The organism is Aminobacter sp. DSM 101952 (assembly GCF_001424795.1).
GTDB classification, from domain to species: domain Bacteria; phylum Pseudomonadota; class Alphaproteobacteria; order Rhizobiales; family Rhizobiaceae; genus Aminobacter; species Aminobacter aganoensis.
The window spans coordinates 43,330-67,486 of the sequence record NZ_LMCL01000003.1 but is presented as its reverse complement, the minus strand read 5'-3'; the positions used below and the strand labels follow the sequence as shown (position 1 = coordinate 67,486).

Annotated in this window: 20 protein-coding genes; 16 read left to right on the top strand and 4 right to left on the bottom strand. The window is 64.1% G+C overall.

Annotated elements, in window-relative coordinates; all coding sequences use genetic code 11:
- Positions 1-294: 294 nt before the first annotated feature.
- The 8 genes from ASC75_RS04865 (at position 295) to ASC75_RS04830 (ending at position 9,926) form a co-directional block, all read left to right on the top strand.
- Positions 295-747 carry a MerR family DNA-binding transcriptional regulator gene (locus ASC75_RS04865; RefSeq protein WP_055971655.1) on the top strand — a complete coding sequence of 151 codons (453 nt, stop codon included), beginning with the start codon at positions 295-297 and terminating at the stop codon, positions 745-747.
- A 534-nt stretch (positions 748-1,281) separates the two neighbouring features.
- Positions 1,282-3,078 carry an acyl-CoA dehydrogenase gene (locus ASC75_RS04860; protein WP_055971093.1) on the top strand — a complete coding sequence of 599 codons (1,797 nt, stop codon included), beginning with the start codon at positions 1,282-1,284 and terminating at the stop codon, positions 3,076-3,078.
- Positions 3,079-3,141: 63 nt separating this feature from the next.
- Complete coding sequence (locus ASC75_RS04855) at positions 3,142-4,314, top strand: acyl-CoA dehydrogenase family protein (protein ID WP_156381107.1); 1,173 nt, start codon at positions 3,142-3,144, stop codon at positions 4,312-4,314.
- Positions 4,315-4,344: 30 nt separating this feature from the next.
- On the top strand, positions 4,345-5,553 hold the full coding sequence (locus tag ASC75_RS04850; protein WP_055971090.1) for an acetyl-CoA C-acetyltransferase: 1,209 nt from the start codon (positions 4,345-4,347) through the stop codon (positions 5,551-5,553).
- A gap of 22 nt (positions 5,554-5,575) precedes the next feature.
- Entirely contained in the window at positions 5,576-7,795 is a 2,220-nt protein-coding gene (locus ASC75_RS04845) for a 3-hydroxyacyl-CoA dehydrogenase NAD-binding domain-containing protein (RefSeq protein ID WP_055971088.1), read from the top strand.
- Positions 7,796-7,802: 7 nt separating this feature from the next.
- Positions 7,803-8,351: a thioesterase family protein gene (locus tag ASC75_RS04840; RefSeq protein WP_055971085.1), complete on the top strand. Its 549-nt coding sequence runs from the start codon at positions 7,803-7,805 to the stop codon at positions 8,349-8,351.
- A 97-nt stretch (positions 8,352-8,448) separates the two neighbouring features.
- On the top strand, positions 8,449-9,099 hold the full coding sequence (locus tag ASC75_RS04835; RefSeq protein WP_055971082.1) for a helix-turn-helix transcriptional regulator: 651 nt from the start codon (positions 8,449-8,451) through the stop codon (positions 9,097-9,099).
- A 5-nt stretch (positions 9,100-9,104) separates the two neighbouring features.
- A complete protein-coding gene (locus ASC75_RS04830; protein WP_055971079.1) occupies positions 9,105-9,926 on the top strand; it encodes a thermonuclease family protein in 822 nt (273 codons plus the stop codon).
- A 329-nt stretch (positions 9,927-10,255) separates the two neighbouring features.
- Here ASC75_RS04830 and ASC75_RS04825 read toward each other — a convergent pair whose 3' ends face one another.
- Positions 10,256-11,905: a lysine--tRNA ligase gene (locus ASC75_RS04825; RefSeq protein WP_055971076.1), complete on the bottom strand. Its 1,650-nt coding sequence runs from the start codon at positions 11,903-11,905 to the stop codon at positions 10,256-10,258.
- Positions 11,906-12,064: 159 nt separating this feature from the next.
- On the opposite strand from ASC75_RS04825, the gene ASC75_RS04820 reads away from it, so the two are divergent.
- Positions 12,065-12,478, top strand: a complete 414-nt coding sequence (locus ASC75_RS04820) for a tellurite resistance TerB family protein (protein WP_055971649.1) — start codon at positions 12,065-12,067, stop codon at positions 12,476-12,478.
- A gap of 9 nt (positions 12,479-12,487) precedes the next feature.
- On the opposite strand, the gene ASC75_RS04815 is transcribed toward ASC75_RS04820, so the two are convergent.
- Positions 12,488-13,330 carry a transporter substrate-binding domain-containing protein gene (locus tag ASC75_RS04815; RefSeq protein WP_055971073.1) on the bottom strand — a complete coding sequence of 281 codons (843 nt, stop codon included), beginning with the start codon at positions 13,328-13,330 and terminating at the stop codon, positions 12,488-12,490.
- A gap of 375 nt (positions 13,331-13,705) precedes the next feature.
- Here ASC75_RS04815 and ASC75_RS04810 point away from each other — a divergent pair, with 375 nt between their 5' ends.
- A complete protein-coding gene (locus tag ASC75_RS04810) occupies positions 13,706-15,646 on the top strand; it encodes a glycosyltransferase family 2 protein (protein WP_055971069.1) in 1,941 nt (646 codons plus the stop codon).
- A gap of 3 nt (positions 15,647-15,649) precedes the next feature.
- Here the strand turns inward: ASC75_RS04810 and ppk2 are convergent, their stop codons facing one another.
- Positions 15,650-16,585: a polyphosphate kinase 2 gene (gene ppk2 / locus ASC75_RS04805; RefSeq protein WP_055971066.1), complete on the bottom strand. Its 936-nt coding sequence runs from the start codon at positions 16,583-16,585 to the stop codon at positions 15,650-15,652.
- A 99-nt stretch (positions 16,586-16,684) separates the two neighbouring features.
- Between ppk2 and ASC75_RS04800 the strand changes: the two genes are divergently transcribed.
- The 3 genes from ASC75_RS04800 to ASC75_RS04790 all read left to right on the top strand — a co-directional run bounded on the left by ASC75_RS04800 (position 16,685) and on the right by ASC75_RS04790 (position 19,911).
- Positions 16,685-17,962 carry an ATP-binding protein gene (locus ASC75_RS04800; RefSeq protein ID WP_055971063.1) on the top strand — a complete coding sequence of 426 codons (1,278 nt, stop codon included), beginning with the start codon at positions 16,685-16,687 and terminating at the stop codon, positions 17,960-17,962.
- Positions 17,963-18,098: 136 nt separating this feature from the next.
- Entirely contained in the window at positions 18,099-18,824 is a 726-nt protein-coding gene (gene phoU, locus ASC75_RS04795; protein WP_055971061.1) for a phosphate signaling complex protein PhoU, read from the top strand.
- A 73-nt stretch (positions 18,825-18,897) separates the two neighbouring features.
- Positions 18,898-19,911, top strand: coding sequence for a magnesium and cobalt transport protein CorA (locus ASC75_RS04790; protein ID WP_055971058.1), 1,014 nt, complete (start codon positions 18,898-18,900; stop codon positions 19,909-19,911).
- A gap of 139 nt (positions 19,912-20,050) precedes the next feature.
- Here ASC75_RS04790 and ASC75_RS04785 read toward each other — a convergent pair whose 3' ends face one another.
- Positions 20,051-20,569 (bottom strand): GcrA family cell cycle regulator, encoded by a 519-nt coding sequence (locus tag ASC75_RS04785; RefSeq protein WP_055971056.1) that lies wholly within the window; start codon positions 20,567-20,569, stop codon positions 20,051-20,053.
- 352 nt (positions 20,570-20,921) lie between these two features.
- Between ASC75_RS04785 and ASC75_RS04780 the strand changes: the two genes are divergently transcribed.
- The 3 genes from ASC75_RS04780 (at position 20,922) to ASC75_RS04770 (ending at position 24,157) form a co-directional block, all read left to right on the top strand.
- Entirely contained in the window at positions 20,922-22,115 is a 1,194-nt protein-coding gene (locus ASC75_RS04780; RefSeq protein ID WP_055971054.1) for an aspartate aminotransferase family protein, read from the top strand.
- 15 nt (positions 22,116-22,130) lie between these two features.
- On the top strand, positions 22,131-23,048 hold the full coding sequence (gene argF, locus ASC75_RS04775; RefSeq protein ID WP_055971052.1) for an ornithine carbamoyltransferase: 918 nt from the start codon (positions 22,131-22,133) through the stop codon (positions 23,046-23,048).
- A gap of 110 nt (positions 23,049-23,158) precedes the next feature.
- Entirely contained in the window at positions 23,159-24,157 is a 999-nt protein-coding gene (locus ASC75_RS04770) for an Hsp33 family molecular chaperone (protein WP_055971050.1), read from the top strand.

Sequence of the window (24,157 nt, the reverse complement as noted above, 5' to 3'; positions counted from 1 at the left end):
CGGGAGAACCGACATGCGCACATTTCCCCGAACGTGGTAAACAACCTCTTAACCAAGCTTAAGAATGTGCGACGTTGTGTTCCCGTGCCGGCGCCGAAACCAGCCAGATTTCCCTTGCGTAGGGTAGGGCGCATCGTTATAGCATTTACGTAAACGTAAGACGTGTGCAGACCGCCGTCTTGAGTGCCTTTACACATAGAAACCATGATCGGGAGCCCCGCCCCCTGCGGCTTCCATCAGAGCATCGGCCGGCTCCGCCGCCGCGCTCGCAATTGGGGATATCGGAAGCAGATGATGAAGCTTGTATCGGTCGCCGATGTAGCGGCCAATGAAAACAATCTTTCCGGCGAGGACTATGTCCGCATCGGCGAGATGGCGAAGAAGTATGGCGTGACGCTCAGGACGTTGCGTTTCTACGAGGACAAGGGGCTGCTCAACCCCAAGCGTGAGGGCGCGACCCGCCTTTACACCCGGCGCGACCGCGCGCGGCTGAAGCTGATCCTGCTCGGCAGGAAGGTCGGTTTCTCGCTGCGCGACGTCAAGCAGATGATCGACCTCTACGATCCGACCGGCACCAACGCCAAGCAGCTGCGCCTGACGCTCGACAAGTCGGACAAGCAGCTTGGCCGCCTTCAGAAGCAGCGCCAGCTGCTCGACGAGGCGATCGGCGAACTCAACAACCACATGACCGTCGTTCGCCAGCTGCTGGCCGAGCGCACCGCGACCCAGGCCAGCGCCGCCGGCTGATCGCGTACCGACCGTTGTTTGAAAACGACCCGGCGAGGGAAATCTCGCCGGGTCGTTTTTCGTTTGGGGGCAGGGTCGCGCGTAATCTGTAGACGGCATTGACTGACATCCCCGGTCAACGTGTCCGTCCGATGCGCTATCTCCTGAATGCGTCAAAGGTGGTGATGGGCGGAGTCGTCTCAGCAGCCCTCATGGTGAGCCTGTCGAACCATGAGGGCTGCTGATGGGCCGCGCAACGGCATCAAGACTGGATTGGCGGCCCCGCCCCAGTCGCCGTGGGGAGCATGATTTGTCATGGTAAGGCTGCGGGCTGAGTCGCTGCCGTGCTGGCGGGCCAGCTCGATTCTCCGGGCTCGGCTTCGGTTTTCCGGACATCGCCCGGCCACCGAGCGCACCGAAAAATCCATCGGAATGCGGATTCACAAAAATTGACGTTTACGCAAACGTCAATTTTTGCTAATCGGCGTTCGACAAGCGGTTCCCCGTCGCATACCGTCTGGCCGGAACCGGCATAAATTTGCTGGAGGATGAGCAATGCCGATATTCCGCGCGCCGGTCCAAGACACCCTTTTTGTGCTCAACGACGTGCTCGGCTACGAGCGCTACAGCAACCTCGCCGGCTTTTCCGACGCCAGCCCCGACGTGCTGGAGGCGATTCTCGCCGAGGGCGCCAAGCTCGCCGAAAACGTCATGCATCCGCTCAACCGCGTCGGCGACATGGAAGGCTGCGTCCGCAACGAAGACGGCACCGTGACCACGCCCAAGGGCTTCAAGGAAGCCTTCGACCAGTATCGCGAAGGCGGCTGGATGGGCCTCGCGGTGCCCGCCGAACATGGCGGCCAGGGCCTGCCCTACACGGTGCATTCGGCTGTCGGCGAGTACATGTCGGCGGCCAACATGGCGCTGATGATGTATCCCGGCCTGACCCAGGGCGCGATCGCCGCCCTGCTGGTCCACGGCAGCGACGAGCAGAAGGCGACCTGGTTGCCGAAGATGGTGGAGGGTGCCTGGACCGGCACCATGAACCTGACCGAGCCGCATTGCGGCACCGACCTTGGCCTGCTGCGCTCCAAGGCTGTGCCGAACGGCGACGGTTCCTACAAGATTTCTGGCCAGAAGATCTTTATCTCGGCCGGCGAGCACGACATGTCGGACAACATCGTCCACCTGGTGCTGGCCCGCATCGAGGGCGCGCCGGAAGGCGTGAAGGGCATCTCGCTGTTCATCGTGCCGAAGTTCAATCTCGACGCGTCGGGCAATCCCGGCACGCGCAATGCGGTGTCGTGCGGCTCGATCGAAGAGAAGATGGGCATCCACGGCAATTCGACCTGCGTCATGAACTATGACGAGGCCGAGGGCTTTCTGCTGGGCGAGGCCAATGGCGGCCTGAAGGCGATGTTCACGATGATGAACGAGGCTCGCCTCGGCGTCGGCCTGCAGGGCCTGGCGGTCTCCGAGATCGCCTACCAGAACGCTGTCGCCTACGCCAAGGACCGTATCCAGGGTCGTTCGCTGACCGGCCCGAAGGCCCCCGACAGGAAGGCCGACCCGATCATCGTCCACCCCGACATCCGCCGCAAGCTGATGACCATGAAGGCCTTCAACGAGGCCGGCCGGGCGCTGGTGCTGTGGACCGCGATCAATTCCGACGTCGCCCACCGCTCCGAGGATGGCGCCGAGCGCCAGGCCGCCGACGACCACATGGGCCTGATGACGCCGGTGGTGAAGGGGGTGCTCACCGACAAGGGCTTCGAGCATGCGGTCATGGCGCAGCAGGTCTTCGGCGGCCACGGCTACATCGAAGAGCACGGCATGAGCCAGTTCGTGCGCGATGCCCGCATCGCCATGATCTACGAGGGCGCCAACGGCGTGCAGGCGCTCGACCTTGTCGGCCGCAAGCTTGGCCTCAATGGCGGCCGCGCCGTGCAGGCCTTCTTCAAGGAGGTCGGCGAGTTCTGCGAGGCCAATCGCGGCGACGAGCAGATGGCGCCCTACACCAAGGCGCTGAAGAAAGGCCTCAACGACCTGCAGGCCGCCACCATGTGGTTGGTGCAGAACGGCATGAGCAATCCGGACAATGCCGGTGCCGCCTCGACCGACTACATGCACCTCTTCGGCCTTGTGGCGCTTGGCTACATGTGGGGCCGGATGGTCAAGACGGCGCAGGACAAGCTGGCGACCGGCGCCAACGGTTCGGCCGATTTCTACGAGACCAAGCTGATCACCGGCCGCTACTTCATGGAGCGCATCATGCCCGAGACCTCGGCGCATCTCGCGCGGCTTTCGACCGGTTCGGCGACGATGATGGCACTGCCGGCCGAGGCGTTCTGAGGAGCGGGTACGGGCGGCGCCTTACGGCGCCCCTGTTTGCGGCGTCGAAACGCGGAGGAGCAAGTGGCGACAAATCCGACTGACGTTCTGGGACTGCCGAAACCCGCCTGGGCGGGCGAGGACGTCGGCATACTCTACGACATGGCGCACCGCTTCATGTCGGAGGAAATCCTGCCGCATTACGACGCGTTCGAGAAGAACGAGATGGTCGACCGCTCGAGCTGGGAAAAGGCGGGCGCCGCAGGCCTGCTCTGCGCCTCGATGCCCGAGGAATATGGCGGCTCGGGCGGCACCTTCGCCCATGAGAGCGCCATCATCGAGGCGATCGGCCATGTCGGCGTCGACGGCTTCGGCATCGCGCTGCACAATTCGATCGTCGCTCCCTACATCCTCCACTACGGCTCGGAAGAGCAGAAGAAGAAGTGGCTGCCGAAGATGGCGACCGGCGAGCTGATCGGCGCCATCGCCATGACCGAGCCGGGTGCCGGCTCCGATCTGCAGGGCGTCAAGACGCGCGCCGAGAAGAACGGTAACCAATACCGCATCAACGGCTCCAAGACCTTCATCACCAACGGCCAGCACGCCAACCTGATCATTCTGGTGACCAAGACCGACCCGGCGCAGGGCGCCAAGGGTACCTCGCTGATCGTCGTCGAGACCGACGAGGTCGAGGGTTTCGAGCGCGGCCGCAACCTCGACAAGATCGGGCTGAAGGCGAACGACACCTCGGAACTGTTCTTCAACGACGTGCGCGTGCCGACCTCGAACCTGCTCGGGCAGGAAGAGGGGCAGGGCTTCGTCCAGCTGATGCAGCAGCTGCCGCAGGAGCGGCTGCAGATCGGCACCGGCGCGATCGCCATGATCGAGCGCGCGCTTGCCGAGACCATCGACTACGTCAAGGAGCGCAAGGCCTTCGGCAAGGCGATCCTCGATTTCCAGAACACCCAGTTCAAGCTGGCCGAGCTCAAGACCGAGGCGACGATCGGGCGCGTCTTCTACAATGATTGCGTTGCCCGTCACATTTCCGGCGGGCTCGACCCGGTAACTGCGTCGATGGCCAAGTATTGGCTGTCGGACCTGCAGTGCAAGATCGTCGACGAGTGCCTGCAGCTGTTCGGCGGCTATGGCTATATGAATGAATACCCGATCGCCCGCATGTTCCGCGACGCCCGCGTGCAGCGCATCTATGGCGGTACCAACGAGATCATGAAGTTGCTGATCGCCCGCTCGCTCTGAGCCGCGATCCGGAAACCAAGGAGCAGAAAAATGGCTGACGCTTTTGTCTATGACGCCGTGCGCACGCCGCGCGGCAAGGGCAAGAAGGACGGATCGCTGCATGAAGTGCCGGCGGTGCGTCTCGGCGCCAAGGTGCTGGAAGCGCTGCGCGACCGCAACGGGCTCGACACCGCCCAGGTCGACGACATCATCTTCGGCTGCGTCGACCCGGTCGGCGAAGCCGGCTCGGTGATCCCGCGCTCTGCCGCCTTCGAGGCCGGCTACGACAACAAGGCGCCGGGCATGCAGATCTCGCGCTTCTGCGCCTCCGGCCTCGACGCCATCAACTTCGGTGCGGCCAAGATCGCCCAGGGCGCGGACGAGATCGTGATTGCCGGCGGCGTCGAGTCGATGTCGCGCGTCGGCATGGGCATGTCGGGCGGCGCCTGGTTCATGGACCCCTCGGTCGGCATTCCGGCCTGGTTCATGCCGCAAGGCGTGTCCGCCGACCTGATCGCCACCAAATACGGCTTCTCCCGCGACGACGTCGACGGCTACGCGGTCGAGAGCCAGAAGCGCGCGGCACACGCCTGGGAGAAGGGCTATTTCAAGAAGTCGGTGGTGCCGGTCACGGACCAGAACGGCCTGACCATCCTCGACCATGACGAGCACATGCGCCCGACCACCGACATGCAGTCGCTCGGCCAGCTCAACCCGTCCTTCGTCATCCCCGGCGAGATGGGCGGCTTCGACGCGATCGCCGTCCAGCGCTACCCGGAACTGGAGGAGATCAACCACGTCCACCACGCCGGCAACTCGTCCGGCATCGTCGATGGTGCTGCCGCCGTTCTGCTCGGTTCCAAGAAGGCCGGCAAGGCGCTCGGCATCAAGCCGCGTGCGCGCATCCGCGCCTTCTCCAACATCGGCTCCGAGCCGGCGATGATGCTGACCGGCCCGGTCGACGTCACCGAGAAGCTGCTCAAGCGCGCCAAGATGAAGCTCTCCGACATCGACCTGTTCGAGCTCAACGAGGCGTTTGCTTCCGTGGTGCTGCGCTACATGCAGGCCTTCGAGATCCCGCACGACAAGATCAACGTCAATGGCGGCGCCATCGCCATGGGCCACCCGCTGGGTGCCACCGGCGCGATGATCTTCGGCACCGTGCTCGACGAACTCGAGCGCCGCGATCTGAACACTGCTCTCGTCACGCTCTGCATCGGCGCCGGCATGGGCACCGCAACGATCATCGAACGCGTTTGATTTCGGCCGGAAGGAGACAGACATGACCTACACCAACTTCACGGTCGAAACCGATGCCGATGGCATCGCGCTCGTCACCTGGAACATGCCCGACCGCTCGATGAACGTCTTCACCGAAGAGGTGATGGGCGAGCTCGACAAGATCATCGACCAGGTCGTCGCCGACGCCGGCATCAAGGGTGCCGTCATCACCTCCGGCAAGGAGACTTTCTCCGGCGGCGCCGACCTGACCATGCTGCAGAAGATGCTGAAGCTCTACGCCAAGGAAAAGGCCAAGGACGCAGACAAGGCGGCCAAGCTTCTGTTCGACAACGCCGGCCGCATGGGCGCGCTGTGGCGCAAGCTCGAAACCTCGGGCAAGCCCTGGGTATCGGCGATCAACGGCACTTGCATGGGCGGCGCCTTCGAGCTCTCGCTCGCCTGCCACGGCCGCGTCGCGGCGGACTCGGACAAGGTCAAGATGGCCTTGCCGGAAGTAAAGGTCGGCATCTTCCCGGGCGCCGGCGGCACCCAGCGCGTGCCGAGGCTCGCCGACCCTCAGTCGGCGCTGCAGATGTTGACCTCGGGCCAGACGCTGACGCCGCAAAAGGCGAAGGGCATGAACCTGATCCACGCCGTGGTCGAGCCGAAGAAGCTGATCGAGGCCGCCAAGGCGATGATCACAGGCGGTCTGAAGCCGGTCCAGCCCTGGGACGAAAAGGGCTTCAAGCTGCCCGGCGGTCCCGTCTATTCGGCAGCGGGCGCCAATCTCTGGCCGCCGGCAATCGCCATCCTGCGCCGCGAGACCTATGGCAACTACCCGGCCGCGACCGCGATCCTGAAATGCGTCTATGAAGGCCTGCTGGTGCCGTTCGACACCGGCCTGCGCATCGAGCAGCGCTACTTCACCGAGATCATGCAGACCAGGGAAGCAGCGGCGATGATCCGCTCGCTGTTCGTGTCGCTGCAGGAGTTGAACAAGGGCGCCCGCCGCCCCGAGGGCATCACTGACACCAAGTTCAAGAAGATCGGCATCATCGGCGCCGGCTTCATGGGCGCCGGCATCGCCTATGTCACGGCCAAGGCCGGCATCCCGGTGGTGCTTGTCGACCGCGACCAGGAAGCAGCCGACAAGGGCAAGGCGCATTCCGACAGCCTGATCTCCGACCAGGTCAAGAAGGGCCGGGCCAAGCCCGAGGAGCGCGACAAGCTTTTGTCGCTGATCACGCCTTCCGCCGACTATGCCGATCTCGCCGGCTGCGACCTCGTGGTCGAGGCGGTGTTCGAGGATTCGGAAGTCAAGAAGGCGACGACCGAGAAGGCGGAAGCCGTGCTCAAGTCGTCGTCGGTGTTTGCCTCCAACACCTCGACCATTCCGATCACCTCGCTTGGCAAGAATTCGGCCCGGCCGAAGAACTTCATCGGCATCCACTTCTTCTCGCCGGTCGACAAGATGATGCTGGTCGAGATCATCATGGGCAAGAAGACCGGCGACAAGGCGCTTGCGGTGGCGATGGACTTCGTCCGCGCCATCAAGAAGACACCGATTGTCGTCAACGACACGCGCGGCTTCTACGTCAATCGCTGCGTGCTGCGCTACATGTCGGAAGCCTTCAAGATGCTGATCGAAGGCGTGCCGGCGGCGATGATCGAAAATGCCGCCAAGGCTGCCGGCATGCCGGTCGGGCCGCTGGCGCTGACCGACGAGACGGCCGTCGACCTCGCCCAGAAGATCATGAAGCAGACCATCCGCGATCTCGGCGAAAAGGCCGTCGATCCACGCCAGATGGCGCTGATCAACACCATGGTCGACAGCCATGGCCGCCTCGGCCGCAAGAACACCAAGGGCTTCTACGACTATCCGGCAAAGCCGGCAAAGAAGAAGCTGTGGCCCGGTCTCAAGGACCTCTATCCGCAGAAGGCGCCCGAGAACGTCGACGTCGAGGAACTCAAGCTGCGCCTGCTGTCGGTCATCGCGCTCGAAGCGGCGCGCGTGATGGAAGAGTGCATCGTCACCGACCCGCGCGAAGCGGATGTCGGCTCGATCCTCGCCTTCGGCTTTGCGCCCTACACCGGCGGTGCGCTGTCCTACATCGACGGCATCGGCGCCAAGAAGTTCGTCAAGATCGCCAAGGACCTGCAGAAGAAATACGGCGCCGAGTTCAAGGCTCCCAAGCTGCTCATCGACATGGCCGAAAAGGGCGACACCTTCTACCAGCGCTTCGATCCCTACGCGAAATCAGAGGAAAAGAAGGCGGCCTGAGGCGAGAATGTACGTCTGGGCAAGACTGGCACGCATGGCCGCGACGGCATCCCGTCGCGGCCCTTACCGTTTTGGCGATGAAGGCCGGCTGTCGTTCCGCTGCCTGCCGACCGACATCGACTTCAACATGCACCTCAACAATGCGCGCTACATGATGCTGGCCGATGTCGGCCGCATCGACATCTTCATGCGCTCCGGCCTGATCGAACTTGCCCGCAAGAAGCGCTGGGCGCCGATGCTGGGCGGTTTGCAGACAGTGTTCGTGCGCGAGATCAGGCTGTGGAAGCGCTTCGAGGTCGTCTCCTCGATCGAGACCTGGAGTGGCTCCGAGGTCATCGGCAAGCACCGCTTCGTGCTCGACAATGGCGAGACGGCGGCGCTGATCATGACCAGCGCCGGCGTCTACGACCGGACCAATCGCCGCTTCGTACAGATCGACGATCTGGTGGCCGAACTGGGCTATGACGGGGCGGCACCCCGTGACGTAAGCGAGGAAGAGCGCATCTTCATCGCTTCGCACAAGGGGCTGAGGACGTTGGCGAAATCCGAGCGCTGACGCTTCGGCTGCCGGTCCGGCGCATTGGCGGTGGACAATTGACGCTGGCGTGGTTAAATGCCGAAAGGTATTTTTTCCTGTGCCGAAGGGGAGCGCCATGCTCTCGCATGAACGTGTCTGGGCCGCGATCGACGCTCTTGCCGAGCGCTATTCGCTTTCGGCGTCGGGCCTCGCCAAGAAGGCCGGGCTCGACTCGACCGCGTTCAACAAATCCAAGCGCCAGTCCGTCGACGGCAGGCCGCGCTGGCCTTCCACCGAGTCGCTGGCCAAGATCATCGACGCCACCAATTCTTCGCTCGAGGAGTTCCTTGGTTTTGTCGAGCCGGCGAAGGCAGCTGGCAAGGCGAGAGGCCGCGAGCAGGCTGCGGGCGTGCCGCTGCTTGGGTTCGCCCAGGCAGGCGCCGGCGGCTTCTTCGACGATGCCGGATTTCCGGCGGGCCAGGGGTGGGAACTGATCGAGCTTCCGGCGCGCGCCACGGACAGTTCCTACGCGCTCGAGGTGCAAGGCGACTCGATGCTGCCGCTCTACCGCAACGGCGACGTGCTGATCGTCGAACCGGGCGCGGCGGTGCGCAAGGGCGACCGCGTCGTGGTCAAGACGATCTCGGGCGAAGTCATGGCCAAGGTGCTGGAGCGCCAGACCCAAAGCGTGATCGACCTGGTGTCGCTGAATCCCGAGCACCCCAACAGGCGGTTCCAGGTTACCGAGGTCGAGTGGGTTGCCCGTATCGTCTGGGCGAGCCAGTAGGGTCGATGCGTCCCGCAGCCATAGCCATCGCCGCCGCCGGTTTCGGCATCGCCACCTTGCTTGTCACGCTGGGCGGGCAAAGGCTGGCGGCCATCGAGGCACCGTCCGTCGATGTCATCGACGAGGCCGACATCGAGGATGTCGCTCCGTCCGAAACGGAGAACACCGCCGCGATTGAAGCGGAGACCGAGCCACAGGCGTTGCCGACAGACACGAACGCTGCCGCGCGGCCGGTTGCGCCGGAGGATGTGGTGCCACCGCCGGTCGAGCAGGGCGGGCTGGTGCGCGAGGCGCCGCGCGCGCCGCTGAGCGAACTGAGCCTGGCCCTGCCGCCGAAGCCGAAGATGCCCGGCGACTGGGACGGCACGACGTTGTTCCGGCCGGTCGCCTCTGCCGCCGGCCTGATCGAGGCCAAGGGTTTCAGCGTGGCCATTTCGGGTGTGTCAGCCGTCGATACGAGCGAGACCTGTTCGTTCGAGGGCAAGGAGTGGAACTGCGGCGTGCGCGCGCGTACGGCGTTCCGCAGCTTCCTGCGCTCGCGTGCCGTGGTCTGCGATGTGCCGCCCGATGCGGAGCGCGGCGTCATCGTCGCCCGCTGCCGCGTCGGCAAGCAGGACGTCGGCGAATGGCTGGTCGCCAATGGCTGGGCCAGGGCAGATGCCGATGGCCCCTATGCCGAGGCGGGCCAGAAGGCCGAGACGGAGAAGAAGGGCATCTTCGGGGCTGCGCCGGAGCGCATTGAAATGACGCTGTCTCCAAGCGGGACGAGCCTGCCCGAGGTCGAGGCGCCGCCGGCGGAGCCAGCGGTCGAAGTGCCGGCACAATAGCTCAGGCGCGCCCGTGCAGGCACCGCTGTTTCACACGAGGTGACCGGCATCGCGGGCTGATCAGCCCTCATGGTGAGCCTGTCGAACCACGAGGGCGCCTGGCACCGGTTCGCGAGAAGGCACATTTCGCAGTAGCCGCTGATGAACTGCCCAGAGCTCTCAGGGAGAGCGTCAGCCGTAGAGACGTTGACGCCAGGCGCACTCGTGGTTCGACAGGCTCACCATGAGGGCTGTTGGAGCGTCTTCGCCGCGTGCCGCTGTTCGGTATGGCTTATCCCTTCTCCCCATCTGGGCGGGGAGGAGGGATAAGCCAAGAGATGATGCGCGGCTTACGCCGCCAGCTTGCCTTCCAGCGCGCTGCGGATCAGGGCGCGCGTTTCGGCGATGCCGTAGAGCGCCGCAAACGAGCCGAAGCGTGGACCGCGTTCCTGGCCGATCAGCACCTGGTAGATCATCTGGAAGAAGGCGCCCGACACGCCGGGTCCGCCTTCCGGGCTCTGCTTGGTGTGATCCTGGTAGCGCTCGATCTGGCGGGCGACGTTGAGCGAGACGTTCTGGATGGCTTCGCCGTCGGCACCGGCCGGCAGCGCGGCAAGCGCCCGGTCGAGGGTTTCCAGTGCCTGGTGCTCGACTTCGTCCGGCGCGCGGAACGTTTTCGTCGGCTTCACGAAATCGTCGAAGTAGCGGATGGCATAGCCGGTCAGCTTGTCGAGTTCGGGATGCGTCGCGGGCGTCACGCCGGGTGCGTGGCGCGAGATGAAGCCCCACAGCACGCCCTTGTCGTGCGCGTTGGAGGCGCTGACGAGGTTGAGAAGCATCGAGAACGGCACCGGCATGTCGACGACGGGCGGGTTGCCCGAGTGCATGTGCCAGACAGGGTTGCCCAGCCGCTCCTTCCACGCCTGGCGCGGATAGGCGGAGAGGAAGCTGTAATACTCGTCGACGGCCTTCGGGATGACGTCGAAATACAGTTTCTTGGCCTGGCGCGGCCGCTGGTACATGTAGAGGCCGAGGCTTTCGGTCGGCGCGTAGGTCAGCCACTCGTCGATGGTCAGGCCGTTGCCCTTCGACTTCGAGATTTTCTGGCCGTTTTCGTCGAGGAACAGCTCGTAGACGAAATGTTCCGGCGCACGCCCGCCCAGCAGGTTGCAGATGCGGTCGTAGATCACCGCATTGGTCTGGTGGTCCTTGCCGAACATCTCGAAGTCGACGTCGAGGGCTGCCCAGCGCATGCCGAAATCCGGCTTCCACTGCAGCTTGACCCTGCCGCCGGTGACCGACAGCGTGGTTTCGGTGCCCTCGTCGTCGAAGGTGATGGTGCCGGCCTTGGCGTCGACGTCCTTCATCGGCACGTAGAGCACGCGGCCGCTCTTCGGCGAGATCGGCAGGAACGGGCTGTAGGTCGCCTGGCGCTCTTCGCCGAGCGTCGGCAGCATGACGGCCATGATCTGCTCATAGCGCTCGGCGGCACGCAGCAGCATCGCGTCGAACCTGCCTGCCTTGTAATATTCGGTCGCGCTCGCGAACTCGTAGTCGAAGCCGAAGGTGTCGAGGAAGCGGCGCAGCATCGCGTTGTTGTGGTCGCCGAAGCTGGCGTAGTCGCCGCCGAACGGGTTCGGCACCGCCGTCAGCGGCTTGTGCAGGTGCGGCTCGAGGAAGGCGCGGTCGGGAACATTCTCCGGAATCTTGCGCATCCCGTCCATGTCGTCGGAGAAGCACAGGAGCCTGGTCTTGACCTTGTCCTCGGTCAGAACGTGGAAGGCATGGCGCACCATCGTGGTGCGCGCCACTTCGCCGAAGGTGCCGATATGCGGCAGGCCCGAAGGACCATATCCTGTCTCGAACAGGACGGTCTCGGGAAAGCCGGATTTCTTGTAGCGCTCGACGATTTTCTTGGCTTCCTCGAACGGCCAGGCCTTGCTTTCGGCAGCGGCCGCGAGGATTTCCGGGTTGAGATCGATTGAGTTTGATCTCGTCATGTCGAGAGCCCTTTTTAGTTGGGCGGAAATTCCGCCAAAAGATGGCCATGCTCTATGCGCGCATGCCGCGGGCGTCAACGATTCCGGCCATTTTTCGTTGCGGGAGGGCCAGGGCGTTCCTAAGTTCGGGTGGCATTCAACCTCGTTCTGGAGAATTTCATGCCCATGCCGACCGCCCACGAGGCGTTGATCTACCTGATGGTCGTCACTTCCGCATCCGACCGCGACATGACCGATGTCGAATTGGCGCGGATCGGCGAGGTGGTCCGGACATGGCCGATCTTCCTGGACTTCGATGCCAAGCGCCTGATTGCGGTGGCCCAGGATTGCCAATTGCTGCTGCATGCCGAAAACGGCCTCGACGAAATTCTCGACACGGCCAGGCGGGTGATCCCGGAACGGCTGCACGAGACCGCCTATGCCGCTGCCTTCGAGGTTGCCTCCGTCGATCTGGAAATGCGCATGGAGGAGTTGCGCGTGCTGCAGCTTCTGCGCAAGCACCTCAGCGTCGATGCCCTGACGCTTGCGGCGATCGAGCGCGCCACCAAGGCGCGCCATCGCATGCTGACCTGATGGTGGCAGCTAGAAGAAGCTGACCGGGAAATACCTGAGATAGAGCTCGGCGAACGTGCCCTTTGCCGAGATCTCGTGCAGCGCATAGTCAAAGGCGTTTGCAAGGGCTGCATTGTCCGGCTTGGTCGCGATCGCCAGGCCGGTGCCGAGATATTCCGGTGCCAGGTAGGGGCCGCCGGCAAAGCGGCAGCAGCCGGCGGCATCCGTGCCGGCGAGCCAGAACGACAGGCGCATGCCGTCGCCGAAGCCGGCGTCCAGCTTGCCGTCCTTGAGGTCGGTGTTGAGCCAATCCGGCTTGGTGTAGGTGACGACCTTCACGCTGCCGAAATAGTCCCGGAGCACGCGTTCATGCGCCGAGCCGGCCAGCACGCCGACGCGCTTGCCCTGCAACTTTTCGACGAGCGGCTCGGTGACGGCTTGCGCCTTGCGCATGATGAAGCGCGCCGGGAACTGGAGATAGGGCCGCGAGAAAGCGTATTTTTCCCGCGTTGCAGCTGTCGCCGGCACGCCGGCGATAATCGCCTCGCCTTCGCCGGTAGCCAGCGCGCCGTCGAGTTCGGCCCAGGGCAAAGCCTGGATCTGGCATTTCTCGGCGATGCCGAGTTCGGCGCAGACGGCACGGGCGAGATCGACATGGAAACCCGACAGCCTGCCGTTCTTGTCGATGAAGTTGAAAGGCGGGAAGTCGGTCGTCGTCAGGAAACGCAACCGCGGCAGCGTCGACAGGTCGGGCTTCTGCAAGCGCTCCTTGCTGTCCCACAAGACAGGCACCTGCGGTTCGGCTGCCTGCGCCGGGCCGAAAAATGCCGCGAGCGAAAGCGCGAACGCAAGCAACTGCGGTGCGGGTTTCATGAATGCGCTCCGGCCCTGGCTGACGCGTTGCGGATGCGCTGCGCCCTGAAATGGTGGCAAGAGCTTTACCGCGGGAAACCTTCCACGCAAAGCGATTGTGCGGCCGTGCAAGAGGCGGCAGCTGAATTTCAACATACATATATCCAAGTATATTGAGAAAGGCAGTCTCACCCGTTTGGAGCATAGCCTCGATGGTTGCGATATGCATTATTGCCGCGGGGTTAGTTGCAGCACTGGGGATGTTGCAATGAGACTGGACCGGTCGCCGCGGGGGGGATGCACAACGACGTGCAGGCTGCGTCAAGCAGTTGGTGCGGCTTGGTTCGATGACTATCGAAGTATCCAAATTTGCGGCTCGCAGGCCGTGGGTGCGTGATGGTTGCGACAGACTCCAGTCACGCAGCCATCCGCCCCTTTTTTTCTGCCGGATCATCCGTCGCCGAACAGACTTTTCTCGAAGCCAATGACAATGGGCTGAGCGTCTACGAACTTGCGCTGGCGAGCCTGCCGGAACTGCAGTCGGCGCTGGATCGGCTCGGGGTTTCGCACCGGATACGTCTCGCAACAGCTTCGCGCGCGGCCTTCCAGGGCACGACATTCCAGACAGAACTGCTGGCATCCGGCGTGGTCACGGAGCAGGCCTATTTTGCGGCGATGGCCCGCGAGATCGGGGTCGAATTCCTGACCGCGATCGAGCCGCAAAAGCTGATGATGGACGACGAGGCCTGCTGGGCCCAGTTCCACCGCCGGGCCATGCATGCCAGGCTGTGCGAGGCGCCGGGGCGCCATACGGGGATCGTTGCGCCGGATCAGGCGGGCTGGTGCCTGCTGAAGCAGCATTGCGAAGGCAACCCGGATCTCCGATTGCGCATCAAGGTGGTGGCGCCGTCCAGGTTGCGGGAGGCCTTGCTGGAGCGCTCCCGCCCGATGCTGACGCGATTTGCCGTCGGCAATCTTCACGACAACAGGCCCGATTGTTCGGCGCGCAACGTGTTCTGGCCTTGGCAGACCTACAGCTTCGGCATGCTGACGGTGCTGTTGCCATTCGCCATGGTCACCGTGCCGATGCTGGCTCTGTTTGCCGTGCACCTTTTGCTGGTTTCCTTTTTCATTGCCTGTTCTGCCTTGCGCGCGATTGCTGCGATTGCCCGTCCGCCCGTCGTGCCGATGCCGATCTCGCTGCCGCTTTCGCCCGACCTGCCGGTCTATTCGGTGCTGGTCGCACTCTATCGCGAGGCCGAAGTCGTGCCCGACCTGCTCGTCGGGCTCGGCCTGCTGCAATGGCCGCGCAGCAAGATCGAGATCAAGCTGGTGTGCGAGGAAGACGACGCCGAAACCATTGCCGCGATCAGGGCCCACCCTTTGCGCGCCTGCGTCGAGGTCGTGCTGGTGCCGCCATCGCTGCCACGCACCAAGCCTAAGGCCCTGTCTTATGCGCTGCCGCTGACGCGCGGTGAACTGGTCGTGCTCTACGACGCCGAAGACAGGCCCCACCCGATGCAACTCGCCGAGGCCTGGCGACGCTTCGAGGCATCCGATCGCGAACTGGCATGCTTGCAGGCGCCGCTCGAGATCGCAAACCGGCGCGCCGGCCTGATCGCCAGCATGTTCGGCTTCGAATATGCGGCGCTGTTCCGTGGCCTTCTGCCCTGGCTCGCCCACAACCGGATCATGCTGCCTCTCGGCGGCACATCGAACCACTTCCGCCGCGACGTGCTCGAAGAGGTCGGCGGCTGGGACCCCTACAATGTCACCGAGGACGCCGACCTGGCGCTGCGCCTGGCCCGCCATGGCTACCGCTGCGAGACGCTGTCCTGCCCGACCCGAGAGGATGGTCCCGAGGACCTTGTCTCATGGCACAACCAGCGCGTCCGCTGGTTCAAGGGCTGGATCCAGACCTGGCTGGTGCATATGCGCGAGCCGGGCGCGCTGGCATCGGAACTGCCGCTCGTGTCGTTCGTCGTCACGCAGATACTGTTTGCCGGCATGGTGCTGTCGTCGCTGCTGCATCTCGTGCTGATCGCCATGCTGCTGGGGCTGGCAGTACAGGTGCTGTTCGACGTGCCGATGAGCCTGTGGCAGTCCTATCTCGTCGCCTTCGACATCATCAGCATCCTGCTCGGCTACGGTGCTTTCCTGTTCCTCGGCTGGCTGGTGCTCAAGCCCAGAGACCGGCGCGGCTTCTGGAAGCTGTGCCTGTTCACGCCGGTCTATTGGACGATGCTGTCATGGGCGGCATGGTGCGCGCTTTACGAACTCTGGCGGCGTCCGCACCATTGGGCGAAGACGCCGCATCGCAAGGCCCGTGCATTTTGAGCTTCAATCCCTCAGGAATCGCAGGCCTTCGGCGATGATCTTGCCGTCGGGCCGGCCGATCTCGTCGAGGTCGCGGCCGTCATAGGTCAGCGCGCGCAGGATGTGGCGGATGACGGCGATGCGCCCGCGCCGCTTGTCGTTGGCCTGCACCACGATCCACGGCGCATGCTTGGTGTGGGTCTTGTCGACCATCAGTTCGATCGCCCTGGTGTAGTCGTCCCACTTGCTGATGCCGGCGATGTCCATCGGCGAGAACTTCCAGCTCTTCAGCGCGCTGTGGCGCCGGTCGTGGAAACGCTTGAGTTGCATCTCCTGGCTGATGTCGAGCCAGAACTTGAAGAAATGAATGCCCTCGTTGACGATCATCTGCTCGAAATGAGGGGTCTCGTCGAGAAATTGCCGGTGCTGCTCGGGCGTGCAGAAACCCATCACCGGCTCGACGCCGGCCCGGTTGTACCAGGAGCGGTCGAAGGTGACGAACTCGCCAGCCGTCGGAAACTGCTGGACGTAGCGCTGGTAGTACCATTGGCCGCGTTCGGTCTCGGTCGGCTTGGTCAGCGCGACGTTGCGCGCCGTGCGCGGGTTCATGTATTCGCGCACCGCCGAGATGGTGCCGCCCTTGCCGGCCGCGTCGCGACCCTCGAACAGCACCAGCACGCGCTTGCCTGTGGCCTGGAGCCAGGCCTGCAGCTTGACCAGTTCGACCTGCAGATGCTCGAGCGTCTGCTCGTATTCCTTTTGCGGCAGCTTGTCGTCGTAGGGGTAGTTGCCCGATTTCAGCGCCTTCTTGTCGATCCAGTCGGGAAGGTTGGGGTCGTTGATGTCGAAGGTGCGCTCGTCCTTGCCGATCTTGATTTCGACCGGGCCGGCTTTTGGCGCCGCATCGGCGGTCACCGCATGCCCTGCCTCGGCCTTCTTGCTTTCCTTGTCCTTTTTCATGGTCCCGGCACCTTTCCAGCTTGGCAAGTCATGCTATTGGGTGGCTAGGAAGCGGTCCAGAGGCTTCTTGAGGGCGCTCGGCGCCACGGAAAAGTTCGTATGGCTGAGACCAGCACCCAGACCAGGACAAGGCGCACGGCCAAGCTCACCGCTGGCCGCCTCTACCAGAATCGCTGGATGCTGGCCGCGGCTATCCTGGCCGTTCTTGCCGTCCATCTTTTCGGCGCTGCCTCGGCTGGCTTCACGGCAGCGACCATCGTCGCGCTTGTGCTGGTGGCACTCGTTGCGCCGCGCACGCCGGCCGCCCGTCGCCTGGCGGAAGCCAGCGCCCGTGTCGAACGCTCGCCGCTCGACAGGCTGTCGGGTGAAAAATTGGCGGCGGCGGTCGCCGAGCCGCTGATCATCTTCGATCGTGACGGCGCCGTCGTCCACGCCAACGAGGCGGCGGACACGGCTTTTGGCGCAATGACGCCGCCATTGCCGCTGCTGCTGAAGTTTCGGGCTCCCGAGATGCAGGCGCTGATCGAGGCAGCGCTCAGTGGCGAGGGTACGGCGCAGGCGACCGACTATGTCGAGCGTGTGCCGTTCGAGCGCGTCTATCGCGTCACGGCTTCGGCGGTGGGACGCGGCACCGGCCTGTTCGTGCTTGCCTTCAAGGACCAGAGCGAGGCGCGCCGCATCGACCGCATGCGCGCCGACTTCATCGCCAACGCCAGCCATGAGCTGCGCACGCCGCTCGCCTCGATCGCCGGTTTTGTCGAGACGCTGCGTGGCCCGGCCCGCAACGATCCCAACGCCCGCGACCAGTTCCTGCAGATCATGCAGGACCAGACCGGCCGCATGGCGCGCCTGATCGACGATCTGCTGTCGCTGTCGCGCCTCGAGATGAAGCCGTATCTCAAGCCCGGCGTTCGCGTCGACCTGCGACAGACGGTCGATGCGGTTATCGACTCGCTCGCCCCGCTGGCGGCTGGATCCGCCGTGGTCGTCGAACGCGATTTCGCCGAAGGTCCGCTCGAGGTCCAAGGCGACCGCGACGAACTGTTCCAGGTGTTCCAGAACCTGCTGGAAAATGCCTGCAAGTACGGCCGCTCGGGCGGCAGGGTCGTGGTGTCGATGAAGCGCTCGGCGGAAGCCAGGCAGCCGGAGATCGAAGTGACGGTCCGCGACTTCGGCCCGGGCATCCCCGACGAGCACATTCCGCGCGTGACGGAGCGCTTCTACCGCGTCGACGTCGAGACCAGCCGCGCCCACAAGGGCACCGGGCTGGGCCTCTCGATCGTCAAGCATATCCTGACGCGCCATGGCGCGCGCCTGTCGATCCGTTCGAAGCAGGGCGAGGGCTCGGCCTTCACCGTCCATTTGCCGGCCGCGTGAGCATTTGGGCAGGCTTGTGCCGGCCTTTCGGCGGCAGCGCACGGCCTCGCTTGCCCATTTCTTTTTTCCGTCATGTCGTTAGCCTATGAGTGCGGATTCAGGATCACGAATCCGTTTCATATCCAGGAAGTCCGCCATGCTTACGCAACACACTGTCCGAGCCTATGACGAGGAACTGCAATTTCTGGCGCGGAAGATAGCTGCCATGGGCGGGCAGGCCGAGCGCATGGTCGACCAGGCGATCAATGCGCTCGTCAATGCCGATCACGCGCTGGCCCAGAAGGTCGTCCAGGACGACCTGCTGCTCGATGAGGCCGAGCGCGAGATCGACGACAAGGCGATCCTGGTCATTGCCCGGCGCCAGCCGATGGCGACCGACCTGCGCGAGATCATCGGCGCGATCCGCATCTCCGCCGACCTGGAACGCGTCGGCGACCTTGGCAAGAACATCGCCAAGCGCGTGGCGGCCGTGGCCGAAGGCCGGCAGCCGAATAGCCTGTTCCGCGGCCTCGAGGCGCTGGCCGAACTGGCGCTGACCCAGTTGAAGGACGTGCTTGACGTCTACGCGTCGCGCTCTGTCGAGCGCATCGGCATCGTGCGCGATCGCGACGAGCAGATCGACGCCATGTACACCTCGCTGTTCCGCGAGTTGCTGACCTACATGATGGAAGATCCGCGCAACATCACGCCCTGCACGCACCTTCTGTTCGTGGCCAAGAACATCGAGCGCATCGGCGACCACGCCACCAACATCGCCGAGACGATCTATTACATCGTCACCGGCGAACAGATGCCGCCGGAACGGCCCAAGGAGGACAGGAGCCACGGCGTGACGCTTGCCGACGACGGCAAGTCCGGCTGAGGCAGCCTCTTCTTCCCGGCGTGCGGAAGGTCTAGACTGGGATCCTGATCAGGCGGCCTCGAACGGGTGCAGCATGACCGAGCTTGCCAGGAAGTTCGACAAGGGCGCTGAGCTGGAAGACGGGGTCGTCGCCTCCAGCGTCTATCTCGGCGGGCGCCGCATCGCCGACATCGCCATCGAGGAAGCAGGCGACTGGTCTGAGAGGGAAGGGCACGTCGTCTGGATCGGCCTTCTCGAACCCAGCCGCGAACTTCTGCTGCGGGTCCAGCAGCAGTTTCATCTCCACGACCTCGCCATCGAGGATGCCGAGCACCCGCACCAGCGACCCAAGGTCGAGCAATATGGCGATGCGCTGTTCATCGTCGCCAGGACCGCCCAGCTCATCCAGGGCAGGGTCGATTTCGGCGAGACCCATATCTTTGTCGGCAAGGGCTACATCGTCAGCGTTCGCCACGGCGTCTCGACGTCATATGCCGCGGTGCGCCAGCACTGGGAGAGCTGCCCCAGCGCGCTCGCCAAGGGCGAGGATTTCATCCTCTATGCCATCCTCGACTTCATCGTCGACAACTACATGCCGGTGCTCGAGCAGATCGAGGAAGAGGTCGACCGCATAGAGGACGGCGTGCTGGCGCGGCCGATGACGTCGAAGGACATCGAGCGGCTCTACATGCTGCGTCGCGACCTGCTGCGCCTGCGCAATGCGGCCGGCCCTCTGGTCGAGGTTTGCCGCAGGCTGACCAGCGCCGACCTGCCGCAGTTGCGCCCGGCCATGCATCCGCTGTTCCGCGACGTCACCGATCATATCCGGACCGTGCTGGAGAAGGTCGACAACCTGCGCGAGGTGCTGGCCTTCGCCTTCGAGGCGAGCCTTCTCGTCGGCCAGAGCCAGGAGACGGCGATTGCCAAGAAGCTCGCCTCCTGGGCGGCGATCCTGGCCGTTCCGACCGCGCTCGCCGGCATTTACGGCATGAATTTCAACGACATGCCGGAGCTGCAGTTCAGCTACGGCTATCCCACCGTGCTCATTGCCATCGCCACGATCTGCTCGATCCTCTACTGGCGGTTCAGGAAGAATGGCTGGCTGTGAGGGGAGCGGATGGCGGATGGCGAATAGCGAATAGCGAATAGCGAGTAGGGAATAGAAAAGGGCCTCGGGTCGCCTTGACGCCCCGAAGCCCTGGAACTTGTTTCTATTCGCTATTCGCTATTCGCTATTCGCTATTCGCTCACCGCGACCGGCGACGCTCGGAGGCTGGCTGGAAGGCGATCTTCGAGTGGTAGCCGCAATAAGGGCCGCTCTCGCCGGCTTCGTTGCCGCAGAAATTGAAGTCTTCGCTCAGCGGGTCGCCATTCGGCCACTTGCAGGTGCGCTCGTTGAGCTGCACCAGCTGGAGCCGGCGCGAGATCGGCACGACGACGTTTTCCACCGGGCGGATGTAGTGGCGGGCGACCGGCTCGACGTCGAACTGCGCCTGTAGCGCGGTGGCGCCGATGCTTGCGGTGACCGTGCGCGTCACGGTTGCCGTGCGCTGCACCGTCTTGGTCGCAGTGCTTGCCGTGGTCGTCTTCTTCTGGCGCGCCGGGGCGGCCGTTGCGCGGCCGCGGCTCGACAGCTTCAGCCGGTGAACCTTGCCGATGACGGCATTGCGGCTCACGCCGCCCAATTGTGCCGCGATCTGGCTTGCGCTCAGACCTTCCGACCAAAGCTTTCTGAGAAGTTCGACCCGCTCGTCAGTCCAATTCATGAGACCGTGCTCCTGATTTAACGCGCAGAATTCGGAATCCTTTTCCGTCCCGGCAAGCCGGGTGGGCACCACATCTATTCGATGGATATGTCCGCCGCACGAAATCTAGTTATTTCTCAATTACAATTATCGATGCGCTGACTCTGTGACAAGAGTCCCAGGGGTCTTCACGATTCGGTTTTTTCGGTTTTCCCCAACTTGCCGGAGTTCGACGTCTCGGCAGCGCCGGGGAGATTGGAACGCACGCGTCTATGCGACGTTTTCGTTGACTTTGTGGCCGAAAAATCTGATATAGCCCGCAGGGCCGCCGCTGAGGCGGCTTTTTAATTTTCCGGTTCCGGAGAGGCATATAATGAGCGGATCGGCGCTTTACGAGACGTTTGCTCGCGCACCCCTGGCTTTCGAGCGAGGCGAGGGTTCTTGGCTGATCACCGAGACCGGCGAGCGATATCTCGATTTCGCTGGTGGCATCGCCGTCAATTCGTTGGGCCACGGCCATCCGCATCTTGTTGCAGCGCTGACCGAGCAGGCCGCCAAGCTGTGGCACGTCTCCAATCTCTATCAGATCCCCGGCCAGAGCCGGCTGGGCGAGCGGCTGGCCGAAACCTCGTTTGCCGACCGCGTCTTCTTCACCAACTCGGGCGCGGAAGCGCTTGAGTGCGCGATCAAGACCGCGCGCCGCTGCCAGTATGTGAACGGCCATCCCGAGCGTTTCCGTGTCATCACCTTCGAGGGCGCATTCCATGGCCGTACGCTGGCGACCATCGCCGCCGGCGGACAGGCCAAGTATCTCGAAGGCTTCGGCCCGAAGGTCGAGGGTTTCGACCAGGTCGCCTTCGACGACATCGATGCAGCCGAAAAGCTGATCGGCCCGGAGACGGCGGCAATCCTGCTTGAGCCGGTGCAGGGGGAGGGCGGCATCCGCCCATTCCCGACGCAGTCGCTGAAGCGCCTGCGCGAGCTGTGCGACAAGCATGGCCTGCTGCTCATTTTCGATGAAGTCCAGTGCGGCGTCGGCCGGACCGGCAAGCTCTACGGCTATGAATGGTCGGGTGTATCGCCGGACCTGATGGCGATTGCCAAGGGTATCGGCGGCGGCTTCCCGGTCGGTGCCTGCCTCGCCACCGAAGCGGCGGCCAAAGGCATGACGGCGGGCGTGCATGGCACCACCTTCGGCGGCAATCCCCTTGCCATGGCTGTCGGCAACGCCGTGCTCGACGTGCTACTCGAAGAAGGCTTCCTCGAAGAGGTTAGCCGCAAGGCATTGCTGATGAAGCAGGGCCTGGCGTCGATCGCCGACGAGTTCCCCGATGTGATTGCCGAAATCCGCGGCACCGGCCTGATGCTCGGCGTCAAGTGCACCATGCCCAACACCAAGGTGAACATGGCGCTGCGCGACCAGAAGCTGCTCGCGGTGCCCGCCGGCGAAAATGTGCTGCGTCTGTTGCCGCCGCTGACGATCACCGACGCAGAGATCCGAGAGGCGCTGGCGCGCATTCGCGCCGGAGCTGCAAGCCTCTCCAAGGCCGCCGCCAACGGCGGCTGAACCCAGGGAAGTTACATGACCAGCGGGATTCGCCACTTCACCGACCTCTCGGCACTTTCCGGGAGCGACCTTCGCGGGATTCTGGACGATGCGGCGGTGCGCAAGGCGCGCCTGAAAGCCGGCGAACGATCCAAGCCGCTCGAAGGCAAGGTGCTGGCGATGATCTTCGACAAGCCGTCGACCCGCACGCGCATCTCGTTCGACGTCGGCATGCGTCAGCTCGGCGGCGAGACCATCATGCTGACCGGCACCGAGATGCAGCTCGGCCGCTCGGAATCGATCGCCGACACCGCCAAGGTGCTGTCGCGCTACGTCGATGCGATCATGATCCGCACGACAGCGCATGAGCGCCTGATCGAGCTGACCGAGAATGCCACGATCCCCGTCATCAACGGCCTGACCGACGACACCCATCCCTGCCAGCTGATGGCCGATATCCTCACCTTCGAGGAGCATCGCGGCCCGGTGCGCGGCAAGACCTTTGCCTGGACCGGCGACGGCAACAACGTGCTGCATTCGCTGCTCGAGGCTTCGGCCCGTTTCAGCTTCAACGTCAACGTGGCGGTGCCGGAAGGCAGCGAGCCGGAGCAGAAATACATCGACTGGGCCGGCGCCAATGGCGGCAAGGTGACGCTGACGCGTTCGGCCGAGGACGCGGTTCGCGGCGTCGACGCCATCGTCACCGACTGCTGGGTTTCGATGGGGCAGGAGCACCGCGCGCGCGGCCACAATGTCTTCCTGCCCTATCAGGTCAACGCCGACCTGATGAAGCTCGCTAGGCCCGACGCGCTGTTCATGCACTGCCTGCCCGCCCATCGCGGCGAGGAAGTGACCGACGACGTGATCGACGGCCCGAATTCGGTGGTCTTCGACGAGGCGGAAAACCGCCTGCACGCCCAGAAGGCGGTGCTTGCCTGGTGCCTCGGCGCTTGAATGACCGGTCCCGCGACCCTATTTGGGGCGGGATCATTCTATTGTCATCAAAGCCATGTTCTGCGACCGTCGGTAGGCCGACTGGTCGCGGACTTCTTTAGACGGGAAAAATTCCAGTGACTGAGACCGAACGCAAGCTCGGCGAATTCGGGTTCGCCGGCGACGACCATGTTGTTCCATTCGCGGTGGAGCCGCTCGACGTGCGCGGCCGCACCGTGCAGTTGGGGCCTTTGCTCGACCGGATTCTCGAGCGCCACGACTATCCGGAACCCGTGGCCCGGCTTCTCGCCGAGGCCTGCGTGGTGACCGTCCTGCTTGGCACCTCTTTGAAGTTCGAAGGCAAGTTCATCCTCCAGACCCGCACCGACGGGCCGGTGGACATGCTGGTTGCCGACTTCACCACGCCGCATTCGCTGCGCGCCTATGCCCGCTTCGATGCCGACCGTGTCGATGCGGCGATCGAGGCCGGCATGACCGCGCCCGAAGACCTGCTCGGCGGCGGCGTTCTGGCGCTGACCATCGACCAGGGCGAACACACCCAGCGCTACCAGGGCATCGTCGAGCTCAACGGCATCACGCTGGAAGAGGCGGCCCGCACCTATTTCCGCCAGTCGGAGCAGATCCCGACCGACGTCCGCCTGTCGGTGGCAAAGCTGGTCCTGCCCGCCGAAGGCGGCCCGCGCGAACATTGGCGCGCCGGCGGCCTTCTCGCGCAGTTCCTTCCCGACTCGCCGGAGCGCCGGCGCGTCCAGGACATGCATGGCGGCGACGGTGACGAGCGTGACGTCAGCGTGCATCCCGACGACAATTCCTGGCAGGAGCTCTTGGCGCTGGTCGCCACCATCGAGCCGACCGAACTGATCGATCCGACGGTCGGCACGGAAAGGCTGCTCTACCGGCTGTTCCACGAGCATGGCGCGCGCGTGTATGAAGGCGTGCGCGTTGTCGACGATTGCTCGTGTTCGGGCCAGAAGATCAAGGGCATCCTGCAAGGCTTCACCGCCGAGGAGATCACCGACAGCGTCGAGGATGGCGTCATCCGGGTGGCCTGCGAATTCTGCTCCAAGTCCTACGAGTTCGACCCTGCCGAGTTCGCGTCGGCCCAGTAA